Annotated in this window: 21 protein-coding genes and 1 tRNA gene; 14 read left to right on the top strand and 8 right to left on the bottom strand. The window is 34.0% G+C overall.

Annotation, left to right across the window (positions count from 1 at the left end; all coding sequences use genetic code 11):
• Positions 1-24: 24 nt before the first annotated feature.
• Both cueR and MMY79_RS13200 read left to right on the top strand, forming a co-directional pair.
• Positions 25-426, top strand: a complete 402-nt coding sequence (gene cueR, locus MMY79_RS13205; protein ID WP_252609252.1) for a Cu(I)-responsive transcriptional regulator — start codon at positions 25-27, stop codon at positions 424-426.
• A 27-nt stretch (positions 427-453) separates the two neighbouring features.
• Positions 454-861, top strand: a complete 408-nt coding sequence (locus MMY79_RS13200; RefSeq protein WP_252609250.1) for a GFA family protein — start codon at positions 454-456, stop codon at positions 859-861.
• Between the two features lie 634 nt (positions 862-1495).
• Here the strand turns inward: MMY79_RS13200 and MMY79_RS13195 are convergent.
• Positions 1496-1852, bottom strand: coding sequence for a four-helix bundle copper-binding protein (locus MMY79_RS13195; protein WP_252609248.1), 357 nt, complete (start codon positions 1850-1852; stop codon positions 1496-1498).
• 472 nt (positions 1853-2324) lie between these two features.
• Positions 2325-2654 (bottom strand): hypothetical protein, encoded by a 330-nt coding sequence (locus MMY79_RS13190; RefSeq protein WP_252609246.1) that lies wholly within the window; start codon positions 2652-2654, stop codon positions 2325-2327.
• Positions 2655-3097: 443 nt separating this feature from the next.
• Between MMY79_RS13190 and MMY79_RS13185 the strand changes: the two genes are divergently transcribed.
• Entirely contained in the window at positions 3098-3691 is a 594-nt protein-coding gene (locus tag MMY79_RS13185; RefSeq protein WP_252609244.1) for a LysE family transporter, read from the top strand.
• 47 nt (positions 3692-3738) lie between these two features.
• Positions 3739-3957, top strand: coding sequence for a hypothetical protein (locus MMY79_RS13180; RefSeq protein WP_252609242.1), 219 nt, complete (start codon positions 3739-3741; stop codon positions 3955-3957).
• A gap of 198 nt (positions 3958-4155) precedes the next feature.
• Here the strand turns inward: MMY79_RS13180 and xseB are convergent, their stop codons facing one another.
• Both xseB and xseA read right to left on the bottom strand, forming a co-directional pair.
• Positions 4156-4350 carry an exodeoxyribonuclease VII small subunit gene (gene xseB / locus MMY79_RS13175; protein ID WP_004793582.1) on the bottom strand — a complete coding sequence of 65 codons (195 nt, stop codon included), beginning with the start codon at positions 4348-4350 and terminating at the stop codon, positions 4156-4158.
• Positions 4343-5605 carry an exodeoxyribonuclease VII large subunit gene (gene xseA / locus MMY79_RS13170; protein ID WP_252609240.1) on the bottom strand — a complete coding sequence of 421 codons (1263 nt, stop codon included), beginning with the start codon at positions 5603-5605 and terminating at the stop codon, positions 4343-4345. Before xseA ends, xseB begins: the two co-directional genes overlap by 8 nt.
• Positions 5606-5861: 256 nt before the next feature.
• On the opposite strand from xseA, the gene MMY79_RS13165 reads away from it, so the two are divergent.
• Positions 5862-5938 (top strand) — tRNA-Met (locus MMY79_RS13165).
• 173 nt (positions 5939-6111) lie between these two features.
• Positions 6112-6345: a hypothetical protein gene (locus MMY79_RS13160; protein ID WP_016138731.1), complete on the top strand. Its 234-nt coding sequence runs from the start codon at positions 6112-6114 to the stop codon at positions 6343-6345.
• A gap of 151 nt (positions 6346-6496) precedes the next feature.
• Here the strand turns inward: MMY79_RS13160 and MMY79_RS13155 are convergent, their stop codons facing one another.
• Entirely contained in the window at positions 6497-7168 is a 672-nt protein-coding gene (locus MMY79_RS13155; protein ID WP_252609231.1) for a LexA family transcriptional regulator, read from the bottom strand.
• 674 nt (positions 7169-7842) lie between these two features.
• Between MMY79_RS13155 and MMY79_RS13150 the strand changes: the two genes are divergently transcribed.
• The 3 genes from MMY79_RS13150 to MMY79_RS13140 all read left to right on the top strand — a co-directional run bounded on the left by MMY79_RS13150 (position 7843) and on the right by MMY79_RS13140 (position 9274).
• Positions 7843-8097 (top strand): hypothetical protein, encoded by a 255-nt coding sequence (locus tag MMY79_RS13150; RefSeq protein ID WP_016138729.1) that lies wholly within the window; start codon positions 7843-7845, stop codon positions 8095-8097.
• Between the two features lie 210 nt (positions 8098-8307).
• Complete coding sequence (locus MMY79_RS13145; protein WP_252609229.1) at positions 8308-8697, top strand: hypothetical protein; 390 nt, start codon at positions 8308-8310, stop codon at positions 8695-8697.
• A 31-nt stretch (positions 8698-8728) separates the two neighbouring features.
• Entirely contained in the window at positions 8729-9274 is a 546-nt protein-coding gene (locus MMY79_RS13140; protein ID WP_252609227.1) for a glycosyl hydrolase 108 family protein, read from the top strand.
• A 96-nt stretch (positions 9275-9370) separates the two neighbouring features.
• Here the strand turns inward: MMY79_RS13140 and MMY79_RS13135 are convergent, their stop codons facing one another.
• Positions 9371-9988, bottom strand: a complete 618-nt coding sequence (locus tag MMY79_RS13135) for a LysE family translocator (RefSeq protein ID WP_252609225.1) — start codon at positions 9986-9988, stop codon at positions 9371-9373.
• A gap of 259 nt (positions 9989-10247) precedes the next feature.
• On the opposite strand from MMY79_RS13135, the gene MMY79_RS13130 reads away from it, so the two are divergent.
• The 4 genes from MMY79_RS13130 (at position 10248) to MMY79_RS13115 (ending at position 13403) form a co-directional block, all read left to right on the top strand.
• Complete coding sequence (locus MMY79_RS13130; protein WP_252609223.1) at positions 10248-11180, top strand: lauroyl acyltransferase; 933 nt, start codon at positions 10248-10250, stop codon at positions 11178-11180.
• Between the two features lie 354 nt (positions 11181-11534).
• Positions 11535-11750 carry a cold-shock protein gene (locus tag MMY79_RS13125; RefSeq protein ID WP_252609221.1) on the top strand — a complete coding sequence of 72 codons (216 nt, stop codon included), beginning with the start codon at positions 11535-11537 and terminating at the stop codon, positions 11748-11750.
• Between the two features lie 218 nt (positions 11751-11968).
• The gene (locus MMY79_RS13120) at positions 11969-12193 is read left to right on the top strand and encodes a hypothetical protein (protein ID WP_252609219.1); all 225 of its coding nucleotides are present in this window, start codon (positions 11969-11971) and stop codon (positions 12191-12193) included.
• 400 nt (positions 12194-12593) lie between these two features.
• Complete coding sequence (locus MMY79_RS13115) at positions 12594-13403, top strand: pyrroline-5-carboxylate reductase dimerization domain-containing protein (protein ID WP_252609217.1); 810 nt, start codon at positions 12594-12596, stop codon at positions 13401-13403.
• A 15-nt stretch (positions 13404-13418) separates the two neighbouring features.
• Here MMY79_RS13115 and MMY79_RS13110 read toward each other — a convergent pair whose 3' ends face one another.
• Together MMY79_RS13110 and MMY79_RS13105 are read right to left on the bottom strand one after the other, a co-directional pair.
• Positions 13419-13535: a hypothetical protein gene (locus MMY79_RS13110; protein WP_016138721.1), complete on the bottom strand. Its 117-nt coding sequence runs from the start codon at positions 13533-13535 to the stop codon at positions 13419-13421.
• Between the two features lie 178 nt (positions 13536-13713).
• Positions 13714-14199: an Lrp/AsnC family transcriptional regulator gene (locus MMY79_RS13105; protein ID WP_031945309.1), complete on the bottom strand. Its 486-nt coding sequence runs from the start codon at positions 14197-14199 to the stop codon at positions 13714-13716.
• A 366-nt stretch (positions 14200-14565) separates the two neighbouring features.
• Between MMY79_RS13105 and MMY79_RS13100 the strand changes: the two genes are divergently transcribed.
• Positions 14566-15333 carry a class I SAM-dependent methyltransferase gene (locus MMY79_RS13100; RefSeq protein ID WP_252609215.1) on the top strand — a complete coding sequence of 256 codons (768 nt, stop codon included), beginning with the start codon at positions 14566-14568 and terminating at the stop codon, positions 15331-15333.
• Positions 15334-15498: the final 165 nt, after the last annotated feature.

Genomic DNA, 15498 nt, shown 5'->3' with positions numbered 1-15498 from the left:
CAAATTTAATATTTGAGGTGTGAGATGAATATCGGTCAGGCATCCAAACATTCGGGCATTTCGGCGAAAATGATTCGCTACTATGAAGAAATCGGTTTACTTGAAGCAGCTCAGCGTTCTGCTTCAGGCTATCGTATGTATTCAGAAACGGACCTGAAGACGTTAAACTTTTTAAAACATGCCAGAGAGTTAGGTTTTTCATCTGAACAGATGAAAGAGCTGATTTCGCTTTGGAAAAATACAGATCGGCAGAGTGCAGAGGTGAAAACCTTAACCGTAAAACATATTGCCGAACTCAACCAAAAAATCACCCATCTACAAGAAATGGTCAATATTTTGCAGGCTTCGGCTGATGATTGTTGCGGTAACCAACAGGCTTCTTGTGCGATTTTAGATCACATTGAAAAAGGTGTGGGTGTAAGCTAAGTTTCATTAAAATAAAAAGGAAAAATCATGGCTTATACAGCTTCTTGTCTTTGCAATGGTATTCAACTGCGCATTAATACCGAATTAGAACCCATCATGGTTTGTCATTGCACGCAATGCCAAAAAGCCCAAGGTGCTGCTTTCGCTGCCATTACTCAAGTACAAAAAAGTGACTTAAATATTGTACAGGGTGAAAATCTTTTACAGGCGTATTTTGCATCTCCTAATAAAAAGAGAGTGTTTTGTAAAACCTGTGGTTCACCCATCTGGAGTGAACGTTTAGATAAGCCTGAAGTGGTGCGTTTAAGGGTAGGGCTCATTAATGAAGAAACATCTACTCAAGTTAGCTCACATGCTTTTGTCACTTCAAAAGTGAAGTGGTATCCAATTTGCGATGAGGCCCATCAATATCCAAATGGGGTAGAAAATCCTTAAATATTAAGGTTTGATCGTATTTTATTCATTTGTAAAAAAACGTGAACAAGACTAGCCATGAATAAATAATGTGCTATAACTGTATTCAAGGTAATCGTAATATCTCCTCGATCCACAGGGAAACTTGGGACAGGGCAAAAGATACGATAAGACCTTACATATAGCTAGCAAAGAGCATGTAAGAGATGGATAGACACAAATCTTAGATTGCTCACCGTTGCAGAAAAGCCCGTGAAACGGGCTTTTTTAATGCCTGTAAAAAAGCTATTTATTGGATGACCAGATCATAAATAAAGTTTTTTATGGCACCATTTTTTACCATTTGTTCTTAAGTAAATAAAACGATGTAGAAATAATAAATTTTTTTAAACATACAGACTATTCTGTATTGCAATTTAATTTATTTATAGGTACATTTACTTAACGGTTTAAAGTTCAAGTTTAATAATGGACTCATGGTCGTTGTGGGAGATCTAAGAGCCTGCATTCTTCCCCAAGATGCGGGTTTTTTTTATGCCTATAAAAAAGTGACTCTTAACTCGACTTAAATAAAAAATATCTAATTTTCTGTTATTTATTAAGTTTTAATAAGCCTACGATCTAAAGATTACGTAGGCTGTACATGTTTAAAAATTTAGGCGCGATAGGCCAAACAAGCTTGAGCACAAGCTAAACATGCTTTAGCACAGATTTGACAGTGCTCATGGTCATGTTTACTGCATTCTGCTGCACAAAGTTGACAGGCATTGGCGCACAATTGCATTGCCGATTCGGCCAGTTCAGAATTTCTTAACTCTAGAGAGGTACACAGTTGGCAGGTTTCTACACATGTCATGCAATGCTTAATACACTCTCGCATCATATGAACATGTTCCTCTTGCAAACATGCAGCTGCACAAGTTTTACAAGCGATCATACATTCAATACAGGCTTGAACTGAGGTAGAGGTGTCACAAAATAAAGCTGAGTTTGTTTCTTGTTGAATTTCCATAAGAGTTCTCCTGTCGAAGACTATTATTAAAAAATGGAATATCGTTATATTTTCTATTTTAGAAGATCATTTTTAAGGTATGGCTGTTTGTGATGAAAGGGCTACAAATCGCTAATACATAATTAACCTCGTAGTAGAATGTTACATCGAGTTTTTAACTTTAGAACTCTTGGTTTTTGACAATAAGGGGGCAATTAGATTTAAGGATTGTGTTAAATTTAATTTCATATAATACTTTTGGCTAATTTCTTATTGTGTGAATATTAGGCAAATTAGGGATGTGAACTTTGAAGGACACGAAATGGAAAACGTTAATCAATACGCTCACGGAGCTGAGCATGAAGTCCACATTCATTGCAAACGATCATTAAGCACATTAATACTGAGTATGTTCGTATTAATTACAACTGGTCGTTAAAAGAAAAAGCACCCGAGGGTGCTTTTTCTATATATGTACTATAAATAGATATGTTTAAGAGTCTATAAAGCCATGACGTTTTTTATAGGCTTTGCGGTCATAAGAAGGGATGTTTGATCGCTGGAGATCAATCGCAAGTTGTTTCTTGCGTTGGAACTGAACTTCGTTAACAAGAGCAGCATAAATTTTGGGTCGATCAGTTTTAAACTTTTCTACATCCAATGGAATCTTATCTTCATTCTTGACAATGTATAGAACAGAACCATTGCCATTCGTTTCATAAACAGTCCAACCAAGCCGTACAGCGTAGAGGCCAGTCGTCTGATTTTTCCCTAAATAAGATTTAAAACCATCGGGATGAGGGCGAACATAAGCATTCATCATGCATCCTCCATCATTTGACTTATTTGATGAAAGCGACAATCAATGAATTGATGGGGAGTGAGACATCATATTCAGTAAAATTACGATTTCTAATTGCTTATATATTGTTCAATTTTAAAATTTCAAGTAAGTGTTAAATTCAGTGTTTTTTAAGTCAAAATAAGAATGAATTATTAGGTATAACAACCTATTTTTGAATGAAAAATGTTTAACTTTGATGGGGGATCCTTAAATTTTATTTCTCATTATTTGATATTTTTGTGATTCATTTTGCATATTTTAAATTATTAAAATCGTAAGTGAATTTAAGGTCAGTTTGAGTTAATTATTTGTTTTAGAAATAAATATTTTGGTTTTAATATTTCTTGTTACAACCATTTTGTCGACAATAGATGCACCTTTTTGACATATTTCGCCTAACATTAATAAAGAGTTTATAGCCTATGGTGTCATTTATGTTTATTGGACTTGTAGTCACCATTTTGTTGACTCCAGGCCCAACAAATACATTGTTAGCCTCGGCTGGAATACAAGCAGGGGTGAAGCAGTCTCTTAAACTTATTCCTGCTGAAGTGATGGGTTATCTCATTGCAATTACATCATGGGGTATTTTGCTGGAGTCAGTTTCACATCTTATTCCATGGCTTCCTGCTTTATTAAAGTTAATAAGTGCCACTTTTATTCTCTATCTTGCATTTAAACTTTGGATAACCTCAACAAAGGATATTAAATTAGATAACCCACTTATTACGCCTAAGGCTTTATTTGTCGCAACACTTTTAAACCCTAAAGCTTTACTCTTTGCTTCTGCTATTTTTCCACATGCAGCATGGGAAGTGCTTCACGTATATTTTATTCATATTGCTGTTTTTTTATCATTAATTACACCCATTGCTTTTTTATGGATTGCTTTTGGAACCGTATTAATTTCAAACAAAGTAACTTGGTTAAACCAACGTAATTTACAACGTACGGCTGCATTTATTTTAACTTTTTTTGCTATGCCAATCGGTTATTCAGCGATTAGCTCATTTTAAACTTAACCCATTATTTATATTAAAAATTTAATTTTTAGGAGATTTTTATGAAAAGATTAAAAGTAATTATTAAGGACCAGTTTAACCAAGAAACGATTGCTTTGGCAAAAGTTCGACCTATGAATGACCACGTCCTTGAACTTCACAAAAGCGTTGAACATATCGAAATTAATGACGATATTATTTTGCCGAACATGGATTTGCTTTATGAAAACCCTAAAGACGGCAAAATTTATCAATTGATTGGACCATTCAGCGAGGAATAGCTTTTCGCTAAGAAGTGCTGAAAATAAAGCCAAACTACGTAATAGACACAATTAAAATATTGAAGATGCCCAATACTTGTGGGACTATGCTTTTGTAAAAATGTGACCTAATCCACATTTTTGCATTTCAGGACTAAGTGGTATTCACTAAGCCCATTCCTTCAATGAGAAGTAGGAATGGGCTTTTTTTATTGCATATTATTCTTTGAATGTTTCATCTAAAGCTTGTTGAACAGCTTCTATACGTGATTTACAAGCCTTATAAGCGGTAATTGATTCTTCAACAATCTTCATTAAATTATCAATATCTGGGCTTTCTTGGGATTCAAGTAATTCGGCATTTTTTTTCAAAATGTCATGGCCGTCCTTAAATGTTAACTCTTCATTATTCATTTGGAATTACCTGTGTAATGTTGGCTTCAATCACACCATCTTGCATTTCAATGGCAATGGCTGGGTTTGAAATTTGATGTATAGAGCGAATCGCTTTTCCTTCTGACCTAACAATTGCATAGCCTTTGGCTTGAACCTGTTTCGGATTTTGTAAAAGGACTTCTTTCATTAAAGATTCAATTTGAGCTAATGAAAATTTAACCTGTTGCTGTGAACTAAACTGAATACGTTCTTTTATTTGGTCAAGTGAGTGATGTGCCGAGTTAAGTTGACCTTGGGCTGAAGATTTAATCTGATGAAGTAGCTGATCATTCTTACTTTGGTAAGTCGTAATTTGATGCTGCGAAAGAAGCTTAATGGTTTGTAGACTATCGACAGCTTCTTGGACGCGTTCAACAATATGGTTGCGTATACCAGCAATTACTTTACTGGGCGTGTCGAATGAACGATGGGCAATTTCATCAAGAATGGTACGGTCTTTTTCATGACCAATACCGACCCAAATGGGTACAGTACGTTTGCAGAGTAGGGCAGCAAGTTCATAGTCATTTAAATAAGCCAGATCATTCACAGATCCGCCACCACGAATAATTACAATCAAGTCTGGTGGAAAGTTAAATATGCTGGCCCATTGTCTTAAACCTGAACCTAAAGACTCAATCAAGCTAGTTGCGGCCGTATTCCCTTGAAAAGTGGCGGTGTGATACACAAAATGGCAAACACCATTTCTCTCTAGAGCATCGGCATCTTTTTTAAAGTCACCTAGGCCCGCAGCATTTTGAGGAGCAATGACTAAAACATTTTGAATATCGAAAGGAGTAGGCAAAAGTTTGTTCTTGTGAATTAACCCTTCTTGCGTGAGTCGTTCAATAATTTGCTGATAACGTTTAGCAATTTCACCTAAGGTAAAGCTTGAGTCGATCTCTTCAATATTGACGGAAAATCCATATTGAGGATCAAAACGGGCTCTAATTTTGATGAGAACATTTAGATCGCTTGAAATCTCAATACCAGTTTCACGCTCAAACTTTAAAACAATTTTACTTGCCGAAAATTTCCAGATGGTGGCTTTACAACTTGCAATGACCTTATCAGTCTCTGCATCTTTTTCTGCAAGCTCTAAATAGTAATGACCGCCTTTAATGTTTAAATTCCGAATCTCTGCTTTTACCCAAACTGGCTCATCAAAAGCCAAACGTATGACTTCCTGAACTGTGCCGAGATATTCACTAAGGGAAAACTGAGGTTCAGACATAGCAACTAAACATTAAAAGACCAACCTAGATAGTATAAAAGCCAACCAACCAAGGCAATTGTTGTCTATGAATATCGGGTTCTATTTAAAATAAATACAACAATTTAAAGAATTAAAAATTGGGAATTGATATAGTTGTTTAGACCAAATGGTAAAAATTGAAAATTAATAAAAAGATAATTCTTAATAATTACAACCGATTAAAAAAAAGAGTTTGCTTTATGAAATATATGAGCGTATAAAGCTTACTTCCAATTGCGGGGTGGAGCAGTCTGGTAGCTCGTCGGGCTCATAACCCGAAGGTCGTTGGTTCAAATCCAACCCCCGCAACCAAAATATTATGCTCTGTGATGTACCACTTTTCATAATGCAAAAATTATGAAAAGCATTAGCTTATAAATAACCCTATATCAAGCTAAATATTAAATTCTAGACTGACTGTCCATACCTTAAATCTAGCGTTCTAATTAAATAACGTCAAATCACATGAGCTCAGTGATGAGTGAATGATTGTGAATATAGTAAATGAGTGGCTAATTGCCACATCCGTAAATGGTAATGAGATTAATGTGAGGATTGTTCCTCATGTGCGTAAGCAAAACTCTCAAGATGGCTATCGTTGGGTCGAAGTGGGTAAGAAAATTCAACTTCAATCTGGTGAAGAAATCGAATTAAACCAAGATGGTAAAAGCTTCTATGCTGGATTTAATCAGCTTTATCGTTTAACTGCGTATTGTTGATAAAAATGTTTAGCCTTAAAGCTAAAAACCTATCTCTTTTAAAGGAGATAGGTTTTTTTATATCTAGATGGGTAATAAACAATTAAAGTTATAAAAAGCAAAAATATATCAAATCGGTAGAATTATTATTTTAATTATATTTATAACGACCTTAACCCGCTCGCCAGAATTGACGACCCATGACCTTAAAGTTCTTCCCATTTTCCTCGGTTACACGTCGGTCTCTAAATTTTTCATTTAAACTATGCAAAATTAAAGAACCATCTGCTTCTTTAAAAATTTGCTTAATCATTCCTTCGCCTGCAAAGTAAACCGCATAAATCTCGCCATCAATCACTTCAGTTTGAGAGATATCAATACCGACTAAATCTCCATCTTTAATGTAGTCTGTCATGCTGTCGCCTTTAGCTTTGATAATGCGCATGCATTCTTGAGCAACTCGTTTTTCTTTAAAAAATGAAGCTGGAAAAGGAATTTTTCCATTAATTGCATCGAAGTGAAACTCAATAGACTCACCCGTACCACAAGAGAAATTAGCCTCTACGACTTCAATCCAGACATATTGATCGGTGGATTCAGCACTTACAACAGTAGGGTTAAATACATCACTATCTTTAAAAGAATCTTCCGTATTTCCAGTTGTTAGCCAATACCCATCAACACCTAAAAATTGGGCAATTAATGGAAGAAACGCAGATTTTAAATTTTTCCCTGACTCTAAAGCTTGGTAGGCAGGCTGAGACATTTTGACTGCTTCTGCTACTTCAGCCTGAGTTTTCTTCGCTTTAATTCTGGAATCTTTTAAACGATCTTTAAGAGCCATAACGGTTACACCAGCTAACTTATAACAAATATATAACTAAAGTTATATCGAGTAAAACAACTATAGTTATTGACTAATAATAACTATAGTTATAATATCAGTTGTATCTTCAGATGAATAGATAAAGTTCAAGTAGAGTTTATGTCTCTATTTATAGCCTTATCAATATGTTGAGATGCAAGCTAAATTTGTTTTGTTTCTACAGGAAGCAAAATAGAAGGGAGATAGCTCAATTATTATTTACAGATAGGCTATCAAAACAAAAAATGAAATAAAAAAAAGCCCGATTCCGTGGATCAGGCTTAATGTTCGTCGATAAAGGGTATCAAGAACATGAAGAATTTAGCAAAGATTGTGAGTCCTAACAAAAGTTTCCGATATACGGCAAAGCCTTATTTGAACTTTTTGGTCAAAAAATGGAAGTCCGGAAGAGGCTTAAATTTAAGAGCTTTCATACTTTTTTACAATTTTAGAAAAGGAAATATCTATTTTTAAATTAATGCTTTAAATGCATACCGTTTAGTTATTTATGTTTGTTGTAGCAGATGAAACGTTTTGAACACACATTTGTAGTCATAGCTTAGCTATATTGCTCAAAGAATGGATCAAAACTTCAAGAATAACAAACGATAAAGATACCTTACTAAACTAAACGTGTGAGTTGGAGATAGTGAATGACTACAGCAATGCAGAACAGAGCTAAACAACTTAAAAATGCAAAACGTGGAGGATATGCCCCAACAATTGCAAAAGACGTAAACAAATACAAGGTACAAAAAATAAAAAGGGCACTTGAAGAGGCAAGGCAAATTGCAAGTGAGCTTGAAGATGATGCATTCGAATTCGATGATCAAGTCTCTATGCAAAAAGCGATAGGTGCAATCACCGTGATTGAGTTGATTGAACAAGCCTTAAACAGTGCACACTAACAGGCTTTAGCATACAAACATTCTTTCTTGGACCCCTGAAATATGGGGTCAAGGATAAGTTCATCTTGCGATTTAGCGCGGTTTAAAAAGCGTTAGTGTTTTTTATTGACTGTAATAAAGAAAACTAAGGGTATTGATAAAACCTGAAAAACAACAAACTGGTCATGGTGATGAGTTTTCAAGTTTTACCCTTTAAAGCAGGACAAGATTATGAAAGCAGTTCCAATGAGTGGATTAGCCACCTTTTTGAATTTTTATAGCATTGCAATTATGGTGGCTTTAGCAGTCAGTTTAGTTGTGGCAGTTGTGTTGATGATGCGTTTCCCTCGCTCGCCGCAAGAATGGATTGTTGGACTGATATGTACAGTGGTTTCAAGCTTAACAGGCGGTTCATTTATTATCATGAAATGGAATTTACATGAATGGGTCTTGGATATTTGGGGAATGATCACGCTATGTGGATTCTTCTTCATTTGCGGTTTGCCGGGCTGGGCGATTGTGAGATGGATATTTAACTTCATCAATAAACAAGAAGGTAAAACGATTGTGGAAGTCATGAAAGACTTAAAAAAAGCAAAAGATGACCTGCAAAATAGCTAAAAAACAATTTCAATCATATGGGTAAACTACAATGAATATTGACCAGTACTTAGAAGCAATCATAGACAGGGAAGGTGGATATGTTAATCATCCATCAGACCATGGACGTGCCACCAAATTTGGCATTACAGAAGTAGTCGCTCGATCACAAGGATATGAAGGTGATATGCGAGATTTACCTTTAGCTCTGGCTAAGTCAATTTATAAACAACAATATTGGTTTGAGCCCCAATTTGACCAGATCAATGAGATTAGCCCTGCTATTGCAGAAGAGTTATTTGATACGGCTATAAATTGTGGAGTCAACTTTGCAAAACCCTTGTTACAACGTGCTTTAAATCTGCTAAATAAGCAGGGTAAGGAAGGTTGGCCAAATCTTGCTTTAGATGGTCAATATGGGCCGCTGACTTTTCAAGCACTGAGTACGTATTTGAACAGGCGTAATAAAGACGGAGAAACGGTATTACTACGCGTTTTAAATATTATGCAAGGGCAGCACTATATCGAAATTACAGAGAAGAACCCAAATTACGAAGATTTCTTTTATGGGTGGATTTTAAACAGGGTAGCGTTGTAAAAATTGTAATTAGATAAAAGTATGCTGAATAATCGAAATGCTTTAAAAGTCTAAACATGAGTAAAGGCTTTTAAAGCATAATTTTAAAGTACTGATTTATTGTGTAATGAGTAAAACGGCAAGCAAAAAGAAAATAGCGCCACTAATTTTATTGAGTATAGAAAAATTATTTCCAGCCAACATCTTTTCTTTAAAAATTGAAGAGAAGTTTGCATAGACTAAATGAATTAAGAAGCCAATAAAACAAAAGGTTAAAGAGAGAACTAAAAACTGAGTTAAAATTTCTTTCTTGATATCAATAAATTGAGGGAATAGAGCAATAAAAAATACGATTGTTTTCGGGTTAAGCAAAGATGCAAGTAGACCTTGATAAAAGAGTTTCGCTTTACTAACATTTTTATCGTTTTGCGGATCAGTGATTAAATCTTGCGATGGTGTTTTTTTGCTGAAGTTTTTATATCCAAGATACATTAGATAAAATGCACCAATAAATTTTAAAACCGTAAAAATAGTAGGGTTACTCGTAATAATAAGACCGACACCACTAGCGGAAATTACAGCAATTACAAACATACCAATGATCAAACCGCTAATACCGAATAAAGCAGTTTTAACACCATAATTGATTGAATTTGTGACAGTAAATAAAACGCCAGGGCCGGGGCTTAATAGGGTAAGAAATGCAATTGTTATAAATACTAAAAGACCGCCCACGCTGATATACCCTATTTATCAATTGAGATAAGATTATGTGATTACTTTAAATGAGAAAATAAGTTATGTATACAGGAGGTTATGTATATTTAAAATAAATAAATTAAATATTAAAGTTTGAAGGTTTCGAAATAAAATATGTGTTTATATAAATAGATAAGGTATATAAAACGCTTAAAAACGGAAAGCAACATAAACATACAACCCCAATGACAGGGGGTGTTAGTATGCTAAGTCTATACCTCAAGAAATATACAACATGACGAAAAAAGAACGGCAGTTTAAATCTGGCGAATTTCGATTTTCCTTTTTATCGTTTAAATATTGGGGTATATGGTTTTTAGCTTTTATTCTAATGTTTTTTGCGATGTTACCTTGGGCTATTCAATGGCGTCTCGCTGATGTTCTTTCGAAAATAGCATGGAAATCTTTAGGTTCAAGACGAAAAACAACATTGCGTAATTTAGAAGCATGCTTTCCTGAAAAAACACCTATGCAAATTGAAGTGAAGGCCAAACAGGTTTTTGTGGATACTCTAACGGGTGTATTTGAGGCTTTAAATGCTTGGTATAGTCCAAACTGGTTTAAAAGCCGTGTTCACATAGATGGATTAGAGAATTTAACTAATAATCAGGAAAATGGCGTACTTTTATTAGGCACTCATAGTACGCTTTTAGATGCTGGTGGAGCCGCGTGTACATTATTTTTTAATATGGACGTAGTTTACAGACCTCAAAACAATCCCTTTTTAGATTTTCTGATTCATCGTAGTCGTGCAAGAGTGTATAAAAACCAGATTGCTCGAGACAACATGCGTGGACTGATCCAAAATCTTAAACATGGTCATGCCATATGGTATAGCCCAGATCAGGATTTCGGCTTAAAGCAAGGTGTAATGGCATCATTTTTTGGAGTGCAGGCGGCTACTGTCACAGCTCACCGCAGACTTATGGATATCTCAAAAGCAGCAGCAGTGCCTTTGTACTTTTACAGAAGTGGCAATATCAGAAATCCTCAATATCATGTTCTCGTGGAACCTAAATTAGAGAATTTTCCGAGTGGCTGTGAAGTTAGTGATGCTGAAAGAGTCAATAAGATTATTGAGAATCAAATTCGTATTGCCCCTACCCAATACATGTGGTTCCATCGACGCTTTAAGACGCGACCTGCTGGTGAAAAGAAATTCTATTGATGGTTTTTATAGGGAAATAGCATTGATATTGGACTTCTTTCGATTAAAATGAAACAAAATTTGACTTTTAATTGAAAGGAATCTTAATTAAATCAATGTGAAAGATGAATCGGGGAGTGGGTAGAATTTTTCTTGCTTTAATTATTTTGAATATCGATTGCAAATGCTTCTGAAGCGTGTATTATCGAGAATAACTAACAAAATATTCTTGTCATTATAAACTTTTTATTTGCGCAGTTTTATATTTATAATCCTTCGGTTTCCTCAGATATTTAAGTTTTGACGTCTATTTTTTAGTTAAATTGGTTTCCTCCAATAATAAGTTATAATATTTTAAGAGTTAGGATATAACATATGTCTACTACTACTGGTACAGTAAAATGGTTCAATGAAACTAAAGGTTTTGGTTTTATTGTGACTGATGAAGGTAAAGATATTTTTGCTCATTTTACTGATATTCAAACACAAGGTTTTAAAGTTCTATTAGAAGGTCAACGTGTTGAGTTTACCGTAGTGCAAGGTAAAAAAGGACCTCAAGCTTCAAATATTGTGATTCTTCAAAACTCATAAATAAATATAGCTTTTAATTGATTTAAATATATTGTTCAAATAAAAAATATGTTTAAGTCTAAAGCATTTTATTAGAGTTTTAAAAACCCACTTCTTTTTGTGGGTTTTTTATAAGTTTTAATTCAACTTATATTTAAAAAAAGAAGTAAAAAATACTCTGATAAAAGTTCTTCTAAATTTTGTGTTAAAATATAATGAATTAGGTGTGTGGTATTAAAATGGATATTTGTATTGGCGGTATTTTTGATGGTCAGAAAATAGAAAACAATAATGATTTCTTTAAGATTGAAGAGCATTATTCAGATCATAGTTCTAAATATATTAAACAACACTTTCACTTATTTGGACAAATTTTTACCTTTTGGGTAAGTGACGATGTTGATTTAAGTCAAGCGATAAGAAAAGCCGAGAGAATTTTAAAGAAAAAAAAAGAAAATATTTAGCTAGTAAAATAAAATACATTTACTACCGTCTATTATTTTAAAGATTTTCTTCTTTGAGATAAGTTATTTTCTTAGCAACTTAATTGAAATAGTTTTAAAAAGGAATTTAAGATTTTGAAAGTAAATATTTTTGTTTTTACTGTAATGGATGGTTCTTTACAAGAAAATTGTAATAGTTACATACTTTAACAATTTGTGTGTGGAATTTGTTAAATATCGTTCTACATTAGGCTTAAGTTAAAGTTGTTTTATTTATTATGTAAATAAAATGAAACCCAGTTTAATATATTTTATTTGAGTGGGTACTTTATTCATACAGCCATCGTTAATTTAATATTCATAATTAATCTATAGATAATACTTGTTGTTATATCCTCCCTTAGAAAGGAAAACATTTTAAATGTTAAGTGAAATACAACCTAATATTTGCTTTATTGGCAGTAGTAATTTAGCTTTGGCTTTAATAGGAGGAATGGTTTTAAAAGGGTTCAATAAAGAAAAAATACACTTAATTGAAGAGAAAAAAATTAATGATACACAAGCATTGAAGCAAAAAGAAAATGGTTTAAAAAAAGCTGACATTGTGGTGTTGTTATTAGATCCAAAACAACTAAAACATACACTTGCGCCGTTTAAAAAATGGTTAGCAAATAAGATTATTGTTTCAATGATGGCAGGGATTGATATTGCACATCTATCTAGTTTTACAGGTTCAAAGAAAGTTATTCGTGTGATTTCAAATCCGCCTGTGCTTACGCATACGGGTACTCACGTACTTATTGCTTCAGAACAAACGGATCAGCTTGATAAAGACTTGATTGAAACGTTGTATTCTGCAACAGGGCAAACTTTTTGGGCTGCTTCAGAAACACAAAGTGATGCCATTATTGCATTATCTGGTTCAGGGCCAGCTTACTTTTTCTATATTTTAGATAGCATGATTAAGACGGGTGTTTCACTAGGGCTAGATAAGCAATTTGCCTTGGAACTTGCACTTCAAGCTGCTACTGGTGCAGTTGAAATGATACGTAAAAGTAATGTTCCACCAGCGGATTTATGTGGAAAGGTCACTTTAGCAAACGGGATTACCGAATCTGCTTTACGAATGTTTGAATTAGGCAATGTGTCTGATGATATACGTTTAGCAATGAAGGCCGCATATCATCGTAGCAAAGAAATTACTTCAGAAATTATTTCTGAGGTTAATTAACTCTTCTTTAGTAAATTAGGTCTTTAAAAAGTATTCCCAGATAATATAGCCTAAGCCAAACCCAATAAAAGAGTAGAGAGTAATAATAAAGAATACAAAACTGGCCTTATTTTTTTTCTTCAAAATGTTCATGGTGATGCCTCCAATTCAGATTAATTTTATTATGTAGATGAGGAGGCTGTAATCATAGATACAGAATTTTTTAAAAAAAATATAACAGAGTCTAAATCTGTTATAGTCTAAGCCGCTCAATTCAATAAGAGATTGAAAATCAATGGTTTAAGTCGATGTGCTGTCGGTGTTATGCCTTTTATTCAATTAACATTAAATCGGCTGTATTGGCAGATTTAAGGGGGCGTAGGGCAAAAGTCGAACGGGTGTGTCGAATTCCCTTAATTGAATAGAGTTTTTTCCGTAAAAAACGTTCGTAATGATCAGCATCTTTTACTGCTACTTTAACCAAATAATCATAATCACCTGTCACCAGATGAGCTTCTACAACTTCAGGTATATCAGCTAATGCTTCGCTGAAATTTTCCAGCATTTCATCGTCATGGCGTTCTAAGGTAATTTCTATAAAGAATACTTCATGAATACCAATCGCTTTTGGGTTCACGTTTACTGTATAGCCTTCAATAATTTTTAAAGTTTCCAGACGTTTGAGCCGTGTCCAGCATGGTGAGGATGAAAGACCGACTTCTTCTGCTAATTGAGCAACGGTTAAACGGCCATTGCCACGTAATGCAGATAAAATTTTCCGATCTATGCGATCTAGTGTGTATTCTGTTCTGTTCAAAATATAAACCAAAGAAGAATCTTCTGATAAAATTAAATATACTTCATTTTTATGCTGTGAACATTTAAAAATATTAAAAAATACAGGAAACATTTTGAGTTAAAGGTACATACACTAGTTCTATGCATCGAACCTCTCTGGATAAGGGTTGTGGTGGAGCAAAGAGCACTGTTTCAGTAAGGGTGACTAAACAGTGCTCTTTGCGGATTTCTTATAAGTTCTTAAATCTATTTTTTATTCATTGTCGTAGTGTATTAAAACAAATTAAATAATAACTTTTATTTATCAATTGAAGAAAAACTAATCATTATTTTTTATCTAAATTTTCCTTTATGGTGATTTCATTGCAAAGAAGGAAGCAAGGTTATGATCACCCAGCACGATATAAACCAAAAACAATATCAAAATAAATCTTTAGACTATTTAAATAGCCAAGCTCATTCTGAAGGAATTGAATTTAATAAATTTATTCATGAAATTCAGAAATATGAAAAGGCTGTTGTCCTAGATTTAGGCTGTGGTGGTGGTCATGTCTCTTATAATGTTGCTCCGCATGCGGATCTAGTCTTTGCATACGATTTATCTCATGAAATGTTAGACACAGTGTCTAAGGCCGCTAGCCAACGCAAATTAAAAAACATTTTTGTGCAGCAGGGCATTGCCGAAGATATGCCTTTTAGTGATCATCAGTTTGATGTCGTGATTAGCCGATATTCAGCTCATCATTGGCAGCATGTTCCGACTGCCATGAAAGAAGTAAACCGCGTTCTTAAGCCAGATGGTATTGTTATTTTTGTAGATATTATTAGTTCTAGCTCGCCTATATTAGATACGTTTTTACAAACGATCGAGACTATTCGAGACCCAAGTCACGTAAGAAACTATAGTGTGAAAGAGTGGGTTTATTTTATTGAAGATGCAGGCTTTGACTTAGTGGGTTTAGATAAACAAACGCTCTCGTTAGACTTTGATAGTTGGGTAAAGCGTATGAAAACTCCCGAAGATCAAATTAAAACTTTACGCTATTTACAGGAAGGTTCATCTGACCTTGTTAAGAAATATTTCAAAATTCAAAATGACGGTAGCTTTGAAAGCCATGTTGGTTATTTTGTCTTTAAGAAATTAGGGTTTTAAAGTGGACAATGAGTAAGAGTTTTAGTAGATAAGAAATGAATTAAATATCACTAGAACTCTTTTCTTGAATAGTTTGGATTATATTGAATAAGAATATAAAACAAATCTCATATCATTTATTTGATAAAACTGAATCACACAATTTTTGTAAGGTGATTAAGTATT

Origin of the sequence: Acinetobacter sp. XS-4, assembly GCF_023920705.1 — a bacterium.
Classification (GTDB): domain Bacteria; phylum Pseudomonadota; class Gammaproteobacteria; order Pseudomonadales; family Moraxellaceae; genus Acinetobacter.
Note: the sequence above shows the minus strand (reverse complement) of the source record. Positions and strands in the feature narration are given on the sequence as shown.

What these genes read in the sequence shown, in the direction of transcription:
- cueR (WP_252609252.1), top strand. Translation starts at nt 25, where the DNA reads ATGAATATCGGTCAGGCATCCAAACATTCGGGCATTTCGGCGAAAATG.
- MMY79_RS13200 (WP_252609250.1), top strand. Translation starts at nt 454, where the DNA reads ATGGCTTATACAGCTTCTTGTCTTTGCAATGGTATTCAACTGCGCATT.
- MMY79_RS13195 (WP_252609248.1), bottom strand. Translation starts at nt 1,852, where the DNA reads ATGGAAATTCAACAAGAAACAAACTCAGCTTTATTTTGTGACACCTCT.
- MMY79_RS13190 (WP_252609246.1), bottom strand. Translation starts at nt 2,654, where the DNA reads ATGATGAATGCTTATGTTCGCCCTCATCCCGATGGTTTTAAATCTTAT.
- MMY79_RS13185 (WP_252609244.1), top strand. Translation starts at nt 3,098, where the DNA reads ATGGTGTCATTTATGTTTATTGGACTTGTAGTCACCATTTTGTTGACT.
- MMY79_RS13180 (WP_252609242.1), top strand. Translation starts at nt 3,739, where the DNA reads ATGAAAAGATTAAAAGTAATTATTAAGGACCAGTTTAACCAAGAAACG.
- xseB (WP_004793582.1), bottom strand. Translation starts at nt 4,350, where the DNA reads ATGAATAATGAAGAGTTAACATTTAAGGACGGCCATGACATTTTGAAA.
- xseA (WP_252609240.1), bottom strand. Translation starts at nt 5,605, where the DNA reads ATGTCTGAACCTCAGTTTTCCCTTAGTGAATATCTCGGCACAGTTCAG.
- MMY79_RS13160 (WP_016138731.1), top strand. Translation starts at nt 6,112, where the DNA reads ATGATTGTGAATATAGTAAATGAGTGGCTAATTGCCACATCCGTAAAT.
- MMY79_RS13155 (WP_252609231.1), bottom strand. Translation starts at nt 7,168, where the DNA reads ATGGCTCTTAAAGATCGTTTAAAAGATTCCAGAATTAAAGCGAAGAAA.
- MMY79_RS13150 (WP_016138729.1), top strand. Translation starts at nt 7,843, where the DNA reads ATGACTACAGCAATGCAGAACAGAGCTAAACAACTTAAAAATGCAAAA.
- MMY79_RS13145 (WP_252609229.1), top strand. Translation starts at nt 8,308, where the DNA reads ATGAAAGCAGTTCCAATGAGTGGATTAGCCACCTTTTTGAATTTTTAT.
- MMY79_RS13140 (WP_252609227.1), top strand. Translation starts at nt 8,729, where the DNA reads ATGAATATTGACCAGTACTTAGAAGCAATCATAGACAGGGAAGGTGGA.
- MMY79_RS13130 (WP_252609223.1), top strand. Translation starts at nt 10,248, where the DNA reads ATGACGAAAAAAGAACGGCAGTTTAAATCTGGCGAATTTCGATTTTCC.
- MMY79_RS13125 (WP_252609221.1), top strand. Translation starts at nt 11,535, where the DNA reads ATGTCTACTACTACTGGTACAGTAAAATGGTTCAATGAAACTAAAGGT.
- MMY79_RS13120 (WP_252609219.1), top strand. Translation starts at nt 11,969, where the DNA reads ATGGATATTTGTATTGGCGGTATTTTTGATGGTCAGAAAATAGAAAAC.
- MMY79_RS13115 (WP_252609217.1), top strand. Translation starts at nt 12,594, where the DNA reads ATGTTAAGTGAAATACAACCTAATATTTGCTTTATTGGCAGTAGTAAT.
- MMY79_RS13110 (WP_016138721.1), bottom strand. Translation starts at nt 13,535, where the DNA reads ATGAACATTTTGAAGAAAAAAAATAAGGCCAGTTTTGTATTCTTTATT.
- MMY79_RS13100 (WP_252609215.1), top strand. Translation starts at nt 14,566, where the DNA reads ATGATCACCCAGCACGATATAAACCAAAAACAATATCAAAATAAATCT.